Raw genomic sequence first — 16,859 nt, 5'->3', positions numbered from 1 at the left:
CCCGCGTCCAGGTCAGTCGCGTTCGATCTGGTGGCCGATGACGGTGGGGCCGAGCATGACGGCGAAGCCGGAGCCGTCGCGGCGCGGGTCGGCCGCCGGCAGTTCCACCGGCTCGCCATTTGCGGTGGCGCCCACCGGGCGCGGGCCGACCCAGGCGACCGCCACGTCGGTCTCGCCCTTGAGGAACCGCTGGGCGCGCACCCCGCCGGTCGCCCGCCCCTTCGCCGGGTACGCCCTGAACGGCGTCACCTTCACCGTGGCGCCGGTCGAGGTGACCACCATCGGCTCACCGTGCTTCGGATCGTCGGTGCGGACCGCGCCGAAGAACACCACCCGCGCGCCGGCCGGCAGGTTGATGCCGGCCATGCCGCCACCCTTGAGGCCCTGCGCGCGCACCAGCCCGGCCGGGAAGCGCAGCAGCGACGCCTCCGAGGTGACGAAGGTGAGCGTCTCGGACCCGTCGGTGAGCCAGGTCGCGCCCACCACCTCGTCACCCTCGCGCAGCCCGATCACCTCGAACTCGTCGGAGCGGACCGGCCAGTCCGGCGCGCAGACCTTCACCACGCCCTGCCGGGTGCCGAGCGCCAGCCCCGGCGAGCCTTCGGCGGTCGGGCCGAGCGGCGCCAGGCCGACCACCGTCTCACCGGCCGCCAGCGGCACCAGTTCGGCGGCCGACATGCCGCCGCGCAGCGACACCGTGCCGGCCTGCTCGGGCAGCACCGGCAACGGCAACACGTCGATCTTGAACGCCCGGCCGGCGCTGGTCACCAGCAGCACCCGGCCCCGGGCCGTGGTGTGCACGACGGCGCGGACCGCGTCGTGCTTGACCCGGCCGTGCCGTCGCCGCCCCTCGGCGGCCTCCTCCGACTCGGCCGCCGTCCGGGCGACCAGCCCGGTCGCGGAGAGGATCACCTGGCACGGATCGTCGGCCACCTCCAGCGGGCCGGCCGGCGCGGACGCGGCCAGCACCTCCTTGAGGTCGCCGTCGACCAGGGTGGTACGCCGGGCGGCGCCGAACTGCTTCACCACCGCGGCCAGCTCGTCGGAGACGAGCTTCCGGAGCACCGTCGGGTCGTCGAGGATCCGGGACAGCTCGGCGATCTCGGCGCGCAGCTTCTCCTGCTCGGCCTCCAGCTCGATCCGGTCGTACTTGGTGAGCCGGCGCAGCGGAGTGTCCAGGATGTAGGTGGCCTGGATCTCGGAGAGCTTGAACTTCTGCATCAGGCCGTCCTTGGCCGCCTGCGCGTCCTCACTGGCCCGGATCAGCTTGACCACCTTGTCGATGTCGAGCAGCGCGATCAGCAGGCCGTCGACCAGGTGCAGCCGCTCCTCGCGCTTGCGCCGCCGGTACGAGCTGCGCCGGGTCACCACCTCGTAGCGGTGCGCCAGGAAGACCTCCAGCAGCGCCTTCAGCCCGAGGGTCTGCGGCTGCCCGTCGACCAGCACCAGGTTGTTGACGCCGAAGGACTGCTCCAGCGGGGTGAGCCGGTAGAGGTCGGCGAGCAGGGCCTGCGGGTTGACGCCGACCTTGCACTCGATGACCAGGCGGGTGCCGCTCTCCCGGTCGGTGAGGTCCTTGACGTCGGCGATGCCGGTGAGCCGCTTGGTCTTGGTGACCTCGTTGGTGATCGCCGCGATGACCTTCTCGGCACCGACGCCGTACGGCAGCTCGACCACGGTGATCGCCTGCCGGCCCCGGCTGCCCTCCAGCGGGCCGATCTCCACCTTGCCGCGCATCCGGACCACGCCGCGCCCGGTCTCGTACGCCCGGCGCACCTCGTCCAGGCCCAGCAGCAGGCCGCCGGTGGGCAGGTCGGGGCCGGGCACGAACTCCATCAGCTTGTCGAGCGTGGCGTCCGGGTGGTTGATCAGCCAGCGGGCGGCCTGGACCACCTCGCCGAGGTTGTGCGGGATCATGTTGGTCGCCATCCCGACCGCGATCCCGGACGCGCCGTTGACCAGCAGGTTGGGGAAGGCGGCGGGCAGCACGGTGGGCTGGGTCAGCGAGCCGTCGTAGTTCGGCTCGACGTCGACGGTGTCCTCGCCCAGCTCGCCGACCAGCAGCATCGCCTCGCGGGACAACCGACACTCGGTGTAACGGGCCGCGGCCGGTCCGTCGTCTGGGCTACCAAAATTTCCATGCCCGTCGATGAGTGGCACGTTGAGCGAGAAGTCCTGGGCCAGCCGGACCATCGCGTCGTAGATCGCCGTGTCCCCGTGCGGGTGGTAGCGACCCATCACGTCGCCCACCACCCGAGCGGACTTGACGTGCGCCCGGTCCGGGCGGAAACCGGAGTCGTGCATGGACCAGAGGATGCGCCGGTGCACCGGCTTGAGGCCGTCCCGGGCGTCCGGCAGGGCGCGGGAGTGGATCACCGAGAAGGCGTACTCCAGGTAGGAGTCGGAGACCTCGGCGACCAGCGAGTTGTCGATGACCCGAGCGCCGGCCTGGTCGAAGGCGGACAGGTCCACCTTGGCGCGGTCTTCCTTGCGGCGTGCCATGAGTCAGCTTTCCCCTCGAACGAACCCGGTGCTCATGCGTCGATCGCCTCCCGGTCGACCAGGTCGGCCGAGTCGATCAGCCAGTTGCGGCGGGGCTCGACCTTCTCCCCCATCAGCAGCTCGAGGATCCGCTCGGCGGCGTCCACGTCGTCGAGGGTGATCCGGCGCACCGACCGGGTGGCCGGGTTCATGGTGGTCTCCCACAACTCGTCGGCGTCCATCTCGCCGAGACCCTTGAACCGCGGGATCGGGGTGACGATCTGCTTGCCGGCCTTCTCCAGCCGGCGGACCGTCGCCGCCATCTCGGCCTGGGTGTAGGTGTAGAACGTCTCCGGGTTGCGCCCCTTGGTGGTGATCTTGTGCAGGGGTGGCATCGCGGCGTAGAGCCGGCCGGCCTCGATCAGCGGCCGCATGTAGCGGGCGAAGAGCGTGATCAGCAGCGTCCGGATGTGCGCGCCGTCCACGTCGGCGTCCGCCATGATCAGTACGCGGCCGTAGCGCATCGCCGACAGGTCGAAGGTGCGGCCGGAGCCGGCGCCGAGCACCTGCACGATGGCCGCGCACTCGGCATTGTCGAGCACCTGCTGGAGGTTGGCCTTCTGCACGTTGAGGATCTTGCCCCGGATGGGCAGCAGCGCCTGGTACTCGGCGGAGCGGGCGAGGCGGCCGGTGCCCAGCGCGCTGTCGCCCTCCACGATGAACAGCTCGCTGCGCTCGATCCCCGCGGCGCGGCAGTCGACCAGCTTGGCCGGCATCGACGCGCCCTCCAGGGCGGTCTTGCGCCGGGCGGCGTCCTTCTGCTGCTTCTGGGTCAGCCGCACCCGGGCCGCGTCGACGATCTTCTGCAGGACCGTACGCGCCTCGGTCTTCGTCTTCCGGTCTTCCAGCCAGGCCTTCAGGTGCTGCTCGACCAGCGACTGGATCACCTTGGTGATGCCGGCGGTGGAGAGTTCGTCCTTGGTCTGCGAGGTGAACTGCGGTTCGGGGATCCGCACGTGCACCACCGCGGTCATCCCCTCCAGGACGTCGTCCAGGGTGGGCGGATCCTCCTTGGCCTTGAGCAGGCCCCGGGCGTTGCGGACGGCGTCGGCGAGGGTACGCGCCAGGGCCCGCTCGAAGCCCTTGCGGTGGGTGCCGCCGTGCGCGTTGCGGATGGTGTTGGTGAAGCACTCGACGGTGCGCTCGTAGCCGGTGCCCCAGCGGAAGGCCACCTCGATCTCGGCCCGTCGCTGCACGTTGGACTGCATCACGCCGTTGGCGTCGGCGGCGTTCTCCCGGTAGCTGCCCTCGCCGGTGACCAGCAGGGTGCCGGAGACCGGGCGGTCGCCGGCCGGGGCGAGGAACTCCACCATGTCGGTGAGCCCGTTGGGGAAGTGGAAGCGCTCCTCGGTCGGCTCCGCGCCGGTGTGGTCGCGCAGCAGGTAGCTCACCCCGGGGACCAGGAAGGCGGTGTTGCGCAGCTTCATCCGCACGGCCTCGGCGTCCAGGGCCGCGCCGGTCTCGAAGTAGCGGGGGTCGTGCCAGTAGCGGATGGAGGTGCCGGTGCGCTGGCCGCGCTTCATCGCGCCGACGACCTGGAGCCCCGGGCCGGCGGTGAACGGCGCGTCCGGCCCGTCGCCGTCGAAGATCCCCGGCACGCCGTGCCGGAACGACATCGCGTGGACCTTGCCGCCCCGGCGGACCGTCACGTCGAACCGGCGGGAGAGCGCGTTGACCGCCGAGGCGCCCACGCCGTGCAGGCCGCCGGAGGTCTTGTAGCCGGAGCCGCCGAACTTGCCGCCGGCGTGCAGCCGGGTGAGCACCAGCTCGACGCCGGAGAGGCCGGAGCGGGCGTGCACGTCGGTCGGGATGCCCCGGCCGTCGTCGTCGACCTGCACCGAGCCGTCGGCGTGCAGCGTCACCTCGACCTTGCGGGCGTGACCGGCGACACCCTCGTCGGTGGCGTTGTCGAGGATCTCGTTGACGAGGTGACCCACGCCACGGCTGTCGGTGGAGCCGATGTACATGCCGGGCCGCTTGCGGACGGCGTCCAGCCCCTCGAGGTGCGTGAGGTCGTCGGCCCCGTACAGGGTCTCAGGCTCTGCGGTCAACTGGTCGTACTCCCAGGTCTCGGCGGTGTGGTGCCGCTCACCGGCGAACGTCGCCCCCCGCGGCGCGCCGCAGCGAGCCTAGCCCGCTGCTCCGACAACGCCGTGGCACCCCGCGCGACCCGGCGGGGCGGAGCGCGGAAGCGGCTCGGAAGTTCCGGAGGACCCGCTGGGCGCTCCCGGCAGTGCAACGCCGCGGACCCCGGCCGGATTCCGCCTACCGCCCGGGACGGCCGCCGCGGCACCGCACCGCCTGGCGGCGCCGGCGCCGCACACCAGTCGCTGACCCGGGGGGTCGGGACCACCGACCGGGACGGTCGCGTCCGCCCCTGTCGAGCTGCGCGCCCGGCCGAGGCGCCGACCCGGTGACCGCCCCGCAACGAAAGATCATTGTTTCCGGCCATTGACGGCCGTCACACCGAGGTGATCTGATCACGCTCTCGGAGAATCTTTCATATTTCGATCGTTGGATGGGGGACCCATGTCCAGGTTCCGTCGTACCGTCGTCGCGGTCGCGCTGGCCGCCGCCACGGCGGCGCTCGCCACCGCCGTGGCGCCGCCCGCGCCCGCCTCGGCGGCCCTGCCCACCGCGGCCGTCGCGCTGGGCGACAGCTTCATCAGCGGCGAGGGCGCCGGCGCGTACGCACCCGTGGTCGACGTCAACGGCGTCGCGCAGACCTTCCCCGGCTGGACCGCGCCGAACAGCAACGCGTTCTTCTGCCACCGCTCGGCAAACGCCTCGCTGCACCGGGCCGCCCTGCCCGGCATCCAGGACCGGTTCAACCTCGCCTGCTCCGGCGGCCAGCCGCACGACATCGCCACCACCTCCTCGGCCCGCGCCAACGGCCGGCAGGTGGCCGCGCAGCTCGACCAGCTCCGCGCGGTCGGGCGTACCCACGACATCGACCTGGTGCTGCTCGGGCTCGGTTCCAACAACAGCTCGTTCACCTTCGGCGACGTCGCCGAGAAGTGCGCCAACCGGTTCATCGCGGACGCCTGGACCGGCTGGTGGGAGTTCTGGGCGTACCTCGGCGGGCCGGTGGAGCAGGAGCCGTGCACGGACGCCGACCTGGCCACCGCCACCCAGTGGAGCGCCGCGACCGCGGAGACCACCACGGCCGTACGCCAGCTGCTGGCCACCCTGCGCGAGATCGACGCCGACGGGCAGCACCGGGTGGTGTTCCAGGACTACACCAACCCGCTGCCGTTCGACCTCGACCCGACGTTCCACTCGGAGGACAGCCGGGACGACACCCGGGACAAGTTCCGCGCCCTCGGCGCCGAACGGTACGCGGCCGGCTGCCCGATCCACCGGGCCAGCCTGCTGCCCGGCCACCGCTTCTCGCAGGGCCTCGGCACCCTGGTGCGGTCCACCCGGGACACCCTGGCCGCCGAGTTCCCCGGCGCCGACCTGGTCTACCTCAACGTGCAGCGGGCCTTCGACGGCGCCCGGCTCTGCGAGTCGGCGACCAGCCCGACCGGCGCGCTGGCCACCCCGATCCGGCTCCAGGACTCCCCGCCGAACGGCGTCTTCGTCACCAGCCTGGCCGGCAAGGACAAGATCGCCATCCAGCGGATCGCCAACACCTGCGTGTCGTACTTCCAGACCTGTCAGGAGTCGTGGCACCCGAACGCGGCCGGGCACCAGGTGCTCGGCCAGTGCCTGAGCGGCGCCGCCGCCACCAGCGCCCGCGCGGTGGCCTGCGTCCGCGCGAGCAACGGGTCGATCACCGTCTCCTGACCCGCCGCGCCTGGGCCCGCAGGCGCGGCAACGACGAGGCCCCGCCGCTCGGCGGGGCCTCGTCCGCGCCCGGGTGCGAACCGCCGGAACAACCTGGGCGGTCCACTCGCCCGAGGGCGGCCTACCGCTCACTCCCGGCGACCGCTGCGCACGCCGCCGGCACGGCGCCGGACGCCGGGGCGACCGGCGCGACGGGCGCGGCCGGTGGCGCGCCGAGGGCGAGCAGGATCGGGCCGGCCGGGCCGGTGACGAGGTCGTCGAGGCGTACGCCGTCGAGCACGGCGAGGAACGCCTGCTGGGCGCGGCGCAGTTCGGCGCGCAGCCGGCAGGCCGACCGCAGCGGGCAGGGTGGCGCCTCGCAGCCGACCACCTCGTCCTCGCCCTCGAACGCCCGGACGACCTGCCCCACGGTGAGCTGGCCGCCACCCTCGGCGAACGCCACCCCGCCGGACCGGCCCCGGATGGTGACCAGCACGCCGAGCCGCTGCAGCCGCTGGACGAGCTTCGCCACGTGGTTGCGCGGCAGCGCCAGCTGCTCGGCCAGCTCGTCCACCGTCGTCCGGCGCCCCGCCGAGGCGGCGGCCATGGCGATCCGCAGCGCCATGTCGGTCGACCGGTTGAGCCTCACCCGGCCGACCCTAGTCAGCGCCGACGACGCCGACCACGGCCGGACGGGCCGGGAGTGTGATCCGGGCGACCAGCGACCCGGGACCTTCGGCCCTGAAGAGGTATCTCAAATGCTTGTTTAGCTGGCCGGGCCCGAACGGTTCATCGGAGAAGGAGACAACTCGTGCTCACCGAGTCCTCAGCAGCAGTGGTGACGGCGACCCTGCCCGCCGTCCAGGCGCACGGGGAGGCGATCACCCGCCGGTTCTACCAGCGGATGTTCGACGCGCACCCGGAACTGCTGGACCTGTTCAACCGGGGCAACCAGGCGACCGGGGCGCAGCAGGCCGCGCTGGCCGGCGCGGTGGTGGCGTACGCTGAGCACCTGACCGGCGGCTCCACGGTGCCGTGGGGGCCGATCCTGGACCGGATCGCGCACAAGCACGCCTCGCTGGGCATCACCGCCACCCAGTACACGATCGTCGGCCGGCACCTGCTCGCCGCCGTCGGCGAGGTGCTGGGCGACGCGGTCACCCCGGCCGTCGCGGCGGCCTGGGACGAGGTGTACTGGCTGCTCGCCTGCGAGCTGATCGCCCGGGAGGCGCGCCTCTACACGCTCGCCGGCCTGGCCGAGGGTGAGTCGGTGTGGCGCGACTGGCGGGTGGCCGACAAGGTCCGGGAGACCCCCGACGTCGTCTCGTTCGCCCTGGTGCCGGTCGACGGCGGCGCGGTACCCACCTTCACCCCCGGCCAGTACACGTCGGTCGCGGTCGACCTGGACGGCGGGCGCGGCCAGCAGATCCGGCAGTACAGCCTCTCCGGCCGTCCCGGCGCCGACCACTGGCGGATCACCGTCAAGCGGGTACGCGGCATCGACGGCGCCCCCGACGGGATGGTCTCCACCTTCCTGCACCAGCAGGTGACCGTCGGCGACACCCTCCGGCTCAGCCCGCCGTTCGGCGAGGTCAGCGCGGTCGCCGGGTCCGGACCGCTGCTGCTGGTCAGCGCGGGCATCGGGCTCACCCCGGCGATGGCCGCGCTGGAGCACCTGGCGGCCACCGAGCCGCACCGCCCGGTGACGCTGGTGCACGCCGACCGGGCCGGCACCGCGCACGCCTTCCGCGGCGAGCTGCCGCGGCTGCACGCCGCGCTGCCCAACCTGCGCACCACCCTGTGGTACGAGGAGGTCAGCGACGCCGACCTGGCCGGACCGACCGCCGAGGTGGCCGGCGGCCTGGTCGACCCGGAGCTGATCCCGGTCTCCCCCGACGCGCACGTGCACCTGTGCGGGCCGCTGCCGTTCATGAACGTGGTCCGCGGTGGCCTGCTGCGCCGCGGCGTTCCGGTCGACCGGATCGCCTACGAGGTGTTCGGGCCGGGCATGCTCCGCGACGAGCGGGCCTGACACCGGATACGTCCGCCTCGAACGGGACCGGGCCGGCGGGCGCCGGGGCGACGCGCCGCCCCGGCGCCCGCTCGATCTCCACATCCACAGGTCCTCGCCGCAATGGACCGGGTGCAGCGGCACCGGCCGGCCCTGCTGCCCGCACGGTAGGAGGATCCGGCCCGCCGGGCCGGTGGTGGACGACCCACTAGCTACCGACAGGTAACCTGAGCCGGTGAACGCGACGGCGGAGTACGCGCAGGAGTTCGTCGAGGTCGACGGGGCCCGGCTCGGGATCCAGGTCTACCCGGAGCCGGAGGGCGTGCCGGCGGCACCAATGGTGGTGATCTGGCCGGCGATGGGGGTGCGGGCCCGCTACTACCGCCCGTTCGCCGCCGCGCTGCGCGCCGCCGGCCTGGCGGTGGTGGTGGCCGACCTGCGCGGCACCGGGGAGAGCACGCCCCGGCCCAGCCGCGCCTGCCGCTACGGCTACGCCGAGCTGGCCACCGACGTGGGCGCCGTGCTGGCGGCGCTCAAGCCCCGCCTGGACGGCCGCCGGACGGTGCTGCTCGGGCACTCGCTCGGCGGGCAGGTCGCCCTGCTGCACCTCGCCCTGCACGGCACCGACGCCGTCGACGGCCTGGCCCTGGTCGCGGTCGGCATCCCGTACTGGCGGTCCTACCCCGGCGGCCGGCGGTTCGGGGTGCTGCCGTACACCCAGGGCATCGCCGCGGCGGCCCGGCTGCTCGGCGTCTGGCCAGGCTGGGGCTTCGGCGGCCGGCAGGCACGCGGGGTGATCCGGGACTGGGCGCACACCGCGCGGACCGGCCGTTTCCCCCGGCTGGACGGGGTGGACGCGGAATCGGCGGTACGGGCGGTCCGCACTCCGGTGCTCGCGGTCAGCGTGGACGACGACCAGTACACCCCGCACGCGACGATGGACGCGCTCTGCGGGAAGCTGGTCGCCGCACCCGTGACGCGCGAGCGCTACACGGTGGCCGAGGCCGGCGCACCGCTGGACCACTTCACCTGGGTCCGCGCGGCGACCCCGCTGGCCGCCCGGGTGGCCGCCTTCACCGCCGGCCTGCCGGCCCGCTGACCGCCGCGCGGCGCGCCCGTCCCCCGGCCCCGGCCAGCGCGGCGGTCGGGCGGTGCGCCGGTCGCGCCGCCTGCGGAGCTGCCGACAGCGCAGCCGACCACCGGCCCTGGGCTCGGGTACTGCGCTCGGGTCACTCGTCCTGGTCGACCGGCACCATCCGGCCGTCGCGCTCCACCCGGGTCTCGCCGTGCTCGGCCGGCGGCGGGACCTGTGCGCTGGTCTTGCGCGGGTCGTTGTCCGGATGCAACAGGACCGCATCGGTCTTCGGGGTCTTCTCCCGGCTCTCGTCCGGCTGCGACATCCCGCTTCCCCTCTCCCTCGGCTGCGTCGGTGACGAACTACCCGCCGCCGTCCGGCCGACTCCTCCGGGCGCCGATGGACCGTCCGGCCGGCCCGGACCCGACCCGGTCGTCCGGCGGCTCACCGATGTCCGCCCGGCTCCGCTTCCGGCGCGTCCCGCCTCATGACGCTCGGGATTAGCGGCCCTGGCGGTGGGTATGCCGCGACGCCCGACACGGTGGAAGGGGATCAGATGTCCGAACGGCACACCGCATTGCGCTCGATGCACGATCTGGGCTTGGCGGCCTGGTTCGGGGGCTCCCTGATGGGAGCGTTCGGCGTCAACGGCGGAGCAGCACAGATCAGTGACTCGACCCAGCGGCTTCCGGTGGCCTCGGCGGGCTGGTCCCGGTGGACCCCGGTCAACGCCGCGGCGATCGGCGCCCATCTCGCCGGCGCGGTCGGCGAGTTGGTCACGGAGAGCCCCCGGGTGATGGCCCAGACGGGGGTCGGCCGGGCCAGCACGCTGAAGACCGCGCTGACGGTCAGCGCTCTCGCGGTCACCGGCTACAGCCGGTTGCTCGGGATGAAGCTCGAGAAGTCCGGCAGCCCGCCGGTGGACGGGATCACCGAGCCGAACCACCAGACGCCGGCGAACGTCGCGTCCGCCCAGCGCCAGATGAAGGCGCTCCAGTGGGCGGTCCCGGCGCTGACCGGCGCGCTGATCGTGGTCACGGCGTACATGAGCGAGCAGCAGAAGCCCGGCGAGGTGCTCCGCGGGATGCTGAACCGGGTCGGCGCGATGGGCTCGCCCAAGGCGATGGGCAAGATGGCGGCGATGACCGCGATCGGGAAGCGGATGCCCATGTCTTCCCGCCGCTGACACCGGTGACGAGTGCGACGGCGTCCCGCCGACTCCTCGACGGCGGGGCGCCGGCCGGCGTGTCCGGACGCCGGGCCACGCCGGCGACCATCCGGAGCGCGGGGCATGACCGGGGCCGGGAGGGGCAATCCGCGCCGGTAGCGACGGAGCGACCAGCGAGGTGAGCATGGCACCAGCAGACCGGCGGGGCGGCGACGGACGGGACGTGACCACCCCGTGGAAGACCACCGACGGGTTCGACGCCGAACCACCCTGGGGCGCCGGCGAGGACGACCCGATGGACGAGGGCAGCGAGGAGACCGCGGTACCGGAGGGGCACCGCGGGGAGCGCCGCGCGGGCCAGCCGGCCGGACCGTCCGGCGCCCGCGGCCGGCACGGGTTCGGTCCGGTCGAACCGACCCGGACGGCCGAGGCGGGGCCGGGCGCCCCGCCGGATCCGGCGCCGTCGCGCCGGTCCTTCCCGGACGACGCGGACATCGGGGAGCGGACCGAGGACGCCTTCCGGACCCAGGGCCGCCGGCACTCGTAGGTCGCGGTCAACCGCCCGGCCAGCCGGGCGGCGTCCCGTTGGGCCTGGTCGCCGCAGCAGTTGTGGAACAGCACGTGCAGCTCGTCGTTCTGCCCGGCCAGCTCGACCAGCAGCTCGGCCCACCGGCGCAGCTCCTGCTCGCCGTAGGAGTAGCGGAACTGCGCCGTCCGCCCAGTCGCCGCCGTGGCCGTGGAACCGGACGAGGGCGAGGCCGGCGGTGGCGTACAGGATCGGCGGGACCGACGACGGATGGCCCTGCGGCATGTCCACGCAGGCGAAGGTGAGGCCGTGCTCGCGCAGAAAGGTCAGCGTCTCCGCCGCCGCCGGACCGTCGAACCAGGACCCGTGCCGCAGCTCCACGGCCACCCGCCACGGCCGGCACCGCACGGCCAGGTCGGCGATCCGCCGCCGGGCGGCCTCGCCACGGGCGAACCACGGCGGGAACTGCAACAGCACCGCGCCGAGCCGCTCGGCCGCCGCGAGCGGCTCCAGCGCGGCGTGGAACCGGGCCCACAGCTCGTCGTACGCCGCCGGCGGCAGGTCGCGGCGACGGATCCGGGCCGGTCCACCGGCCGGGCGCAGGTCCCGCGGCAGCGCGGCGACCGGGGTGGGGTGGGCCGGTGAAGAGGCTGAACGCCTTGACGTCGAAGGTGAACCCCGCGGGCGTGGCGGCCACCCAGCCCTGCGTCGTCTCCGGCACGGGCACCGCGTAGTACGAGGTGTCCACCTCGACCAGCGGGAAGCAGCCGGCGTACCAGCCGAGCCGGCCGGCCGGGGTGTTCGCCGTGCGGGGATACCAGCTTGAGCGGAGCAGCATCCGGTGGGCCCAGCCCGACGTACCCACCTTAATCACACCCATGTAGTTCAGTGCACCGCCGATCGGGCGGATCGGCAACCGGAGGGCACGCACGGGACGAAACCGTCGGTGGTCCGGCCTATCCTGGCCCTCGCCACGACGTCGGGTGAAGGGTGACATCGATGACCATCTCGGAACAGGTGACCACCGGCGAGCGGGCCGATCTGCTGCAGACGCTGCGCCGGCACCGCGGGTTCCTCCGGCAGACCGTCGACGGGCTCACCGACGAGCAGGCGGCCCGGCGCACCACGGTCAGCGAGCTCTGCCTCGGCGGGCTGATCAAGCACGTGGCGGGCACCGAACACCGGTGGATGCTCTTCGCGGTCGGCGGCGCCGCGGCGATGGAGAGCGAGCCGGTGGACTGGGCCGGCCAGTTCCGGATGACCGGAGCCGACACGCTGGCCGCCCTGCTCGACGACTACGCGCGGGTCGCCGACCGGACGGACGAGCTGGTCCTGACGCTCGACCTGGACGCCGCGCACCCGCTGCCGCAGGCGCCGTGGTTCGAGCCGGGGGCGAGCTGGTCGGTGCGCCGGGTCGTGCTGCACATGATCGCCGAGACGGCCCAGCACGCCGGGCACGCCGACATCCTCCGCGAGGCGATCGACGGCGCGAAGACCATGGGCTGACCGCCTGGGCCGGGCGTCCGACGCGAGCCGGATGCCCGCCCCCGGCGGTGCCCGGCCCCGCGTCGACCGACCTTGTCCCACGTCACACCGGCGCGATGTGACACCACCGGAGCCGGTGGCGCTGAGGGACACGAGATGAACGCACACCGGATGGACCAGGAAACCGTCGAGCGGCTGCTCGACGGTCCGGCCGGCGACCCGCAGGACGGTCCCCGGCCGTTGGTCCTGCTGCTGACCGCGGTCCGCGCCGCGCCACGCGACGGTGAACTGGCCGGGGAGGGCGCGGCGGTGCACGCGTACCGGCGGGCGCTGGCCGGTGCGCCGCTGGACCTGCCGGCCTCACCTCGGCAGCGGTTCACCCTCACCGCGTTCGGCGTCCGGGCCCTGGTGGCCGGCGTCGCCCTCGCCGCCACCGGAGGGGTGGCGTTCGCCGCCGCGAACGGGAGCCTGCCGAACCCGCTGCGCGCGCCGGCGCCGGCCAGTGCGCCACCGTCGACCCTGCCGCCGCCGTCCGACTCCCCCGGTCAACCGGCGGGCCCGTCGGCGTCGCCGTCCGGGCCGGGCGAGCACGACGTCGCGTCGACCGCCACGCTGACCAGCCTGTGCCGGGCCTATCTCGAGGTGGCGGACAATCCGGGCCGCGCGTTGGACAATCCCACTTTCGCCCCGCTGCTGCACGCCGCCGGCGGCAAGGGCCGGGTGGACGACTACTGCGAGCGGGCGCTGGTCGGTTCATCGGGCCGGTCGAAGTCGCCCGGCGCCCCGACCGACCGGCCCGGCGGTGAGCCGGGCACCCGGGCGACCGACCGGCCGACACCGGCCGCGTCCCCGGACGAGCGGCCCGCGGTGACCGGTGGCGACCACACCCCCGCCCCGGGCCAGCGCCGCAGCCTCCCGCCGGGGCACGCCGCGAGCTGACCGCCACCGGCGATCGACGCGGCCGGCCGGCGGAGGCGGGCTGATAGCGTGCGCCGATGAGTCTGCGGCGGCGGGGCGTGGCGGTGTCCTTCCGTCTGACGATCGTGATCAGCGTGCTGGCCGGGATCGTGCTCACCGCGCTCGGTCCGGCGACCGTCACCGGCCTGCTGCCGTACTTCACCATCCAGAGCAACGTCGCGGTCGGCCTCCTCGCCGGGTACGCCGCCCTGCTCGCCGGGCGCGACCGGCCCGGCCCGTCGCCCGCGCTCAAGGGCGCGGTCACCCTCTACATCGCCATCACGGGGGTGGTGTACCACCTGCTGCTGGCGAACCCGGCCAGCCCGTTCGCCATGGCCCAGCCCGACCGCGCCCCCGGTGAGGTGCTGGGCAACCAGTTGCTGCACACGGTCGTGCCGCTGCTGGCGCTGGCCGACTGGGCGCTGCTCGACCGGCGCGGGCGGCTCCGCCTCCGGCACCCGCTGTACTGGCTGGCCTTCCCCCTCGGCTACCTCGGGTTCGCGCTGCTGCGCGGGCTGGTGGTGCACCGGTACCCGTACCCGTTCCTGGACGCGGCGACGTCGGGCTACCCGGGGGTGGCGGTGAACGCCATCGGCTTCGCCGTCGCGTTCTGGCTGCTCGGCCTCCTTCTCGTCGGCGTCGACCGCGGACTGGCCCGACGGGTCACCCCGCCCCCGCCCCCGTCCCCGACGACCGCCGCGGCGCCGACGGCGGGCCGGGTCACCGCAGCCGGGCCCGGTGCCCCCTGACCCGGTCCCGGGCGTACGCGTCGGCGTGCCCCCAGCGGCCCGGGATGTCGTACAGTTCGATCCGCCCGAAGCCCTTCGGCAGCGCGGGATTGACCAGTAGGTTCTCCCCGCACGGGGACAGCCCGAGCATCGTGGCGAGCAGCAGCAGCACCGCGCCGGAGGACCACGATTGGGGCCGGCCGGCGCTCGGCAGCTGCACCGGGTATTTGGTGAGGCTGCGCGGGTAGCCGGCGATCAGCTCGGGCACCGGACCGCCGAGGATGTTTGCCATGTCCACGATCCCGGCGGCGACCCGGGCCGCCTGCTCGTCGTAGCCGTAGCGGCGCAGCCCGGCGGCGATCAGCGAGTTGTCCGACGGCCACACCGCGCCGACGTGCGAGCCGACGGGGTTGTACGACCGTTGACCGGCGGCCAGGGTGCGAACGCCCCAGCCGCTGAACATCGCCGGACCGAGCAGGTGGTCGGCCACCGCGCCGGCCCGCCCCGCGTCGACGATCCCGCTCCACAGCAGGTGCCCGATGTTGGACGCGAGCGCGTCGACCGGCTCGCCGTCCGGCCCCAGCGCCAGCGCGTAGTATCCCCGGTCCGGCAGCCAGAAGTCCCGGTTGAACCGTTCCTTGAGCTCCGCCGCCTGCCGCTCCAGCCCGTCGGCCCACTCCGGGTCGTCCCAGAACTCGCGGGCCAGCCGCGCGCCGCGCACCTTGGCGTCGTACGCGTAGCCCTGCAGCTCGCAGGTCGCCCGAGGGAAGGCGGGCAGGCGGCAGTGCCGGTCCGCGATCGCGTCGGCGGAGTCCTTCCAGATCTGGTTGACCGTGCCGGTACGCGGGTTGCGGGTCTGGTACCGCAGGTAGCCGTCACCGATGAGGTCGCCGTACTCGTCGATCCAGTCCAGCGCCATCCGCGCCGGGTGCCGCAGTTGCCGCACCAGTTCGCCGTCGCCCGACCAGCGCTCGTACTCGTCGAGCAGGATGAGGAAGAGGGGGGTGGTGTCGGCCGCCCCGTAGTAGAGCGCCGTCGGCCGGTCACCGAAGGCGGCGGCCTCGCCGTAGCGCAACTCGGCCAGGATCTTGCCCGGTTCCTCGTCGTGCTCGTCGTCGAGCCGCCCGCCCTGCAGCAGGGCGAGCAGCCGCAGCGTCGCCGGGGTCAGCTCCGGGACGAACGGCAGGGTCTGCAGGCAGGTGATGATGCTGTCCCGTCCGTAGAGCGACATCGCCCAGGGCAGGCCGCCCACCGGGACCCGGTCGACCGACGACAGCGGCTCGTAGCGCAGCGCGGCCAGGTCGGTGAGGCAGCACCGGTACAGCTCGGGCAGGGCGTCGTGCTCGGCGATCAGCTGCGGCGCCCGGTCCAGCCAGGCCTGGAGATCCTCGCGCATCCCGCGACGGATGTGCTGCCGGTGGGTGGTCAGGTCGGCGCGCATGTCCCGCCCGGCCTCGCCCTGGAAGGTCATCGCGATGTGCAGGTCGGTGAGCCACTGCCCGTTCGGCTCCACCCGGATCCGGAACGTCATCCCGCCGCGGTCGACGTCGGCCGGGGCGGTGCTGGAGACGACCGCCTCCCGACCGAACCGACCCCGGTTGTACCGCAGCCGCAGCTGCCCCCGGTCGGCGTCGGCGAAGACCGCGACCTCGCGATGCCGGGGCTGCCCGATCTCGGCGATGTCCGCGAAGTCGGCCCCGATCTCCATCCGCACTGTGAGGTCCGCCGGCTCGGCGGAGTGGTTGAGCACGATGAGCCGCTCGTTGAAGCTGTCGTTCAGCGAGCGGTGCCGGATCACCGAGACGTCGGCGTCGACGTAGTGGCTGGCCGCGCCGGGCACCAGGACGAACCGGGTCTCGAAGTACGTCAGGTCGTCGCGGGAGAGCGCGTTGAGCCGCTCACCGTCCACGGTGAGCACCCAACGGGACAGGAACCGGGTGTCGAAGGAGAAGAGCCCGACGGGCGCGTGCGGGTCGACCTCGATGTCGCCCTGGGCGTCGCCGATGACGAAGGCGTTGCCGGCGACGACGTGCAGCCGTTCCTGGCTCATCGGCCGTCACCCGCCGTCGAGGCCATCTCCCGGGGGTGTCGGGCATCCGGCGGCCCGGGGAAGATCCGCCGCAGCAGCAGGAACAGCCGGATATCGCCCTGCACGGTCACCTCGTTGCGCATCAGCGCCGCAGCCGGGTGGAGCTCCCCGCGGGCCAGCTGGTCGAACACCTCCCGGTCGGCCCGGACCACCAGCTCGGCGTCGTCGGTCGAACGGCTCACCCGGACGCGCTGGTCGGCGATGGCGAGGTACCAGTGTTCGGTCCGCCCGTCCTCCATCATGTCCAGCCGTACCGTGCCGGCCAGGGCGTCGGGCAGGTCGGGGCGGCGGCCGGGCCCCAGCCGCCGCAGGTGCTGCACCGCGGACACGTCATCGGCTCCCTCCGTCGCACCCTCGCAGGCTCAGGGTCGCCCGGACGAGGGTGACGGACGCTCACCCCGATGGGGTGATTCGTGGCCGCACCGTCGGGGCACACCCCCGGCGCGGCGCGTGCCGCCGGGTCGGCCCGGCGGTGTCCGGCCGACACCCGGCGGTCTGCGCCCCACGCCAT

14 protein-coding genes and 1 pseudogene are annotated in these 16,859 nt (G+C 73.9%); 8 read left to right on the top strand and 7 right to left on the bottom strand.

Annotated elements, in window-relative coordinates; genetic code table 11:
• Nucleotides 1-12: 12 nt before the first annotated feature.
• Nucleotides 13-2,502: a DNA gyrase/topoisomerase IV subunit A gene (locus DLJ47_RS03355; protein ID WP_109898642.1), complete on the bottom strand. Its 2,490-nt coding sequence runs from the start codon at nt 2,500-2,502 to the stop codon at nt 13-15.
• 32 nt (nt 2,503-2,534) lie between these two features.
• Nucleotides 2,535-4,592 carry a DNA gyrase/topoisomerase IV subunit B gene (locus tag DLJ47_RS03350; protein ID WP_109898641.1) on the bottom strand — a complete coding sequence of 686 codons (2,058 nt, stop codon included), beginning with the start codon at nt 4,590-4,592 and terminating at the stop codon, nt 2,535-2,537.
• A 478-nt stretch (nt 4,593-5,070) separates the two neighbouring features.
• Between DLJ47_RS03350 and DLJ47_RS03345 the strand changes: the two genes are divergently transcribed.
• Nucleotides 5,071-6,330: a hypothetical protein gene (locus DLJ47_RS03345; RefSeq protein WP_109898640.1), complete on the top strand. Its 1,260-nt coding sequence runs from the start codon at nt 5,071-5,073 to the stop codon at nt 6,328-6,330.
• 121 nt (nt 6,331-6,451) lie between these two features.
• On the opposite strand, the gene DLJ47_RS03340 is transcribed toward DLJ47_RS03345, so the two are convergent.
• Nucleotides 6,452-6,958, bottom strand: coding sequence for an RrF2 family transcriptional regulator (locus DLJ47_RS03340; protein WP_109898639.1), 507 nt, complete (start codon nt 6,956-6,958; stop codon nt 6,452-6,454).
• A gap of 102 nt (nt 6,959-7,060) precedes the next feature.
• Between DLJ47_RS03340 and DLJ47_RS03335 the strand changes: the two genes are divergently transcribed.
• Nucleotides 7,061-8,341 (top strand): globin domain-containing protein, encoded by a 1,281-nt coding sequence (locus DLJ47_RS03335; RefSeq protein WP_446723527.1) that lies wholly within the window; start codon nt 7,061-7,063, stop codon nt 8,339-8,341.
• Between the two features lie 214 nt (nt 8,342-8,555).
• Entirely contained in the window at nt 8,556-9,419 is an 864-nt protein-coding gene (locus DLJ47_RS03330; RefSeq protein WP_109898637.1) for an alpha/beta hydrolase family protein, read from the top strand.
• A gap of 130 nt (nt 9,420-9,549) precedes the next feature.
• Here DLJ47_RS03330 and DLJ47_RS36120 read toward each other — a convergent pair whose 3' ends face one another.
• Complete coding sequence (locus DLJ47_RS36120; RefSeq protein ID WP_199235680.1) at nt 9,550-9,720, bottom strand: hypothetical protein; 171 nt, start codon at nt 9,718-9,720, stop codon at nt 9,550-9,552.
• Between the two features lie 231 nt (nt 9,721-9,951).
• On the opposite strand from DLJ47_RS36120, the gene DLJ47_RS03325 reads away from it, so the two are divergent.
• Nucleotides 9,952-10,581 carry a hypothetical protein gene (locus tag DLJ47_RS03325; RefSeq protein ID WP_109898636.1) on the top strand — a complete coding sequence of 210 codons (630 nt, stop codon included), beginning with the start codon at nt 9,952-9,954 and terminating at the stop codon, nt 10,579-10,581.
• Between the two features lie 166 nt (nt 10,582-10,747).
• Nucleotides 10,748-11,110, top strand: coding sequence for a hypothetical protein (locus DLJ47_RS03320; protein WP_109898635.1), 363 nt, complete (start codon nt 10,748-10,750; stop codon nt 11,108-11,110).
• Between the two features lie 8 nt (nt 11,111-11,118).
• On the opposite strand, the pseudogene DLJ47_RS03315 reads toward DLJ47_RS03320, so the two are convergent.
• Nucleotides 11,119-11,969: pseudogene (locus tag DLJ47_RS03315) on the bottom strand (DUF72 domain-containing protein); the annotation flags it as partial.
• A 119-nt stretch (nt 11,970-12,088) separates the two neighbouring features.
• Between DLJ47_RS03315 and DLJ47_RS03310 the strand changes: the two are divergent.
• The 3 genes from DLJ47_RS03310 to DLJ47_RS03300 all read left to right on the top strand — a co-directional run bounded on the left by DLJ47_RS03310 (nt 12,089) and on the right by DLJ47_RS03300 (nt 14,280).
• On the top strand, nt 12,089-12,595 hold the full coding sequence (locus DLJ47_RS03310; RefSeq protein ID WP_109898634.1) for a DinB family protein: 507 nt from the start codon (nt 12,089-12,091) through the stop codon (nt 12,593-12,595).
• A 135-nt stretch (nt 12,596-12,730) separates the two neighbouring features.
• Entirely contained in the window at nt 12,731-13,513 is a 783-nt protein-coding gene (locus DLJ47_RS03305) for a hypothetical protein (RefSeq protein ID WP_109898633.1), read from the top strand.
• A gap of 56 nt (nt 13,514-13,569) precedes the next feature.
• Nucleotides 13,570-14,280, top strand: coding sequence for a Pr6Pr family membrane protein (locus tag DLJ47_RS03300; RefSeq protein WP_199235679.1), 711 nt, complete (start codon nt 13,570-13,572; stop codon nt 14,278-14,280).
• Here DLJ47_RS03300 and DLJ47_RS03295 read toward each other — a convergent pair.
• Nucleotides 14,252-16,309, bottom strand: a complete 2,058-nt coding sequence (locus tag DLJ47_RS03295; RefSeq protein WP_109898632.1) for an amylo-alpha-1,6-glucosidase — start codon at nt 16,307-16,309, stop codon at nt 14,252-14,254. The genes DLJ47_RS03300 and DLJ47_RS03295 overlap by 29 nt on opposite strands.
• Nucleotides 16,306-16,677, bottom strand: a complete 372-nt coding sequence (locus DLJ47_RS03290) for an SCP2 sterol-binding domain-containing protein (protein WP_109898631.1) — start codon at nt 16,675-16,677, stop codon at nt 16,306-16,308. Before DLJ47_RS03290 ends, DLJ47_RS03295 begins: the two co-directional genes overlap by 4 nt.
• Nucleotides 16,678-16,859 lie beyond the last annotated feature (182 nt).

The sequence above is a fragment of the Micromonospora sp. S4605 genome (assembly GCF_003176715.1).
Lineage (GTDB): Bacteria > Actinomycetota > Actinomycetes > Mycobacteriales > Micromonosporaceae > Micromonospora > Micromonospora echinaurantiaca.
Note: the sequence above shows the minus strand (reverse complement) of the source record. Positions and strands in the feature narration are given on the sequence as shown.

Coding starts and splice junctions, on each gene's coding strand:
- DLJ47_RS03300 (WP_199235679.1), top strand. CDS start 13,570: ATGAGTCTGCGGCGGCGGGGCGTGGCGGTGTCCTTCCGTCTGACGATC.
- DLJ47_RS03355 (WP_109898642.1), bottom strand. CDS start 2,502: ATGGCACGCCGCAAGGAAGACCGCGCCAAGGTGGACCTGTCCGCCTTC.
- DLJ47_RS03320 (WP_109898635.1), top strand. CDS start 10,748: ATGGCACCAGCAGACCGGCGGGGCGGCGACGGACGGGACGTGACCACC.
- DLJ47_RS03325 (WP_109898636.1), top strand. CDS start 9,952: ATGTCCGAACGGCACACCGCATTGCGCTCGATGCACGATCTGGGCTTG.
- DLJ47_RS03295 (WP_109898632.1), bottom strand. CDS start 16,309: ATGAGCCAGGAACGGCTGCACGTCGTCGCCGGCAACGCCTTCGTCATC.
- DLJ47_RS03305 (WP_109898633.1), top strand. CDS start 12,731: ATGAACGCACACCGGATGGACCAGGAAACCGTCGAGCGGCTGCTCGAC.
- DLJ47_RS03310 (WP_109898634.1), top strand. CDS start 12,089: ATGACCATCTCGGAACAGGTGACCACCGGCGAGCGGGCCGATCTGCTG.
- DLJ47_RS03345 (WP_109898640.1), top strand. CDS start 5,071: ATGTCCAGGTTCCGTCGTACCGTCGTCGCGGTCGCGCTGGCCGCCGCC.
- DLJ47_RS36120 (WP_199235680.1), bottom strand. CDS start 9,720: ATGTCGCAGCCGGACGAGAGCCGGGAGAAGACCCCGAAGACCGATGCG.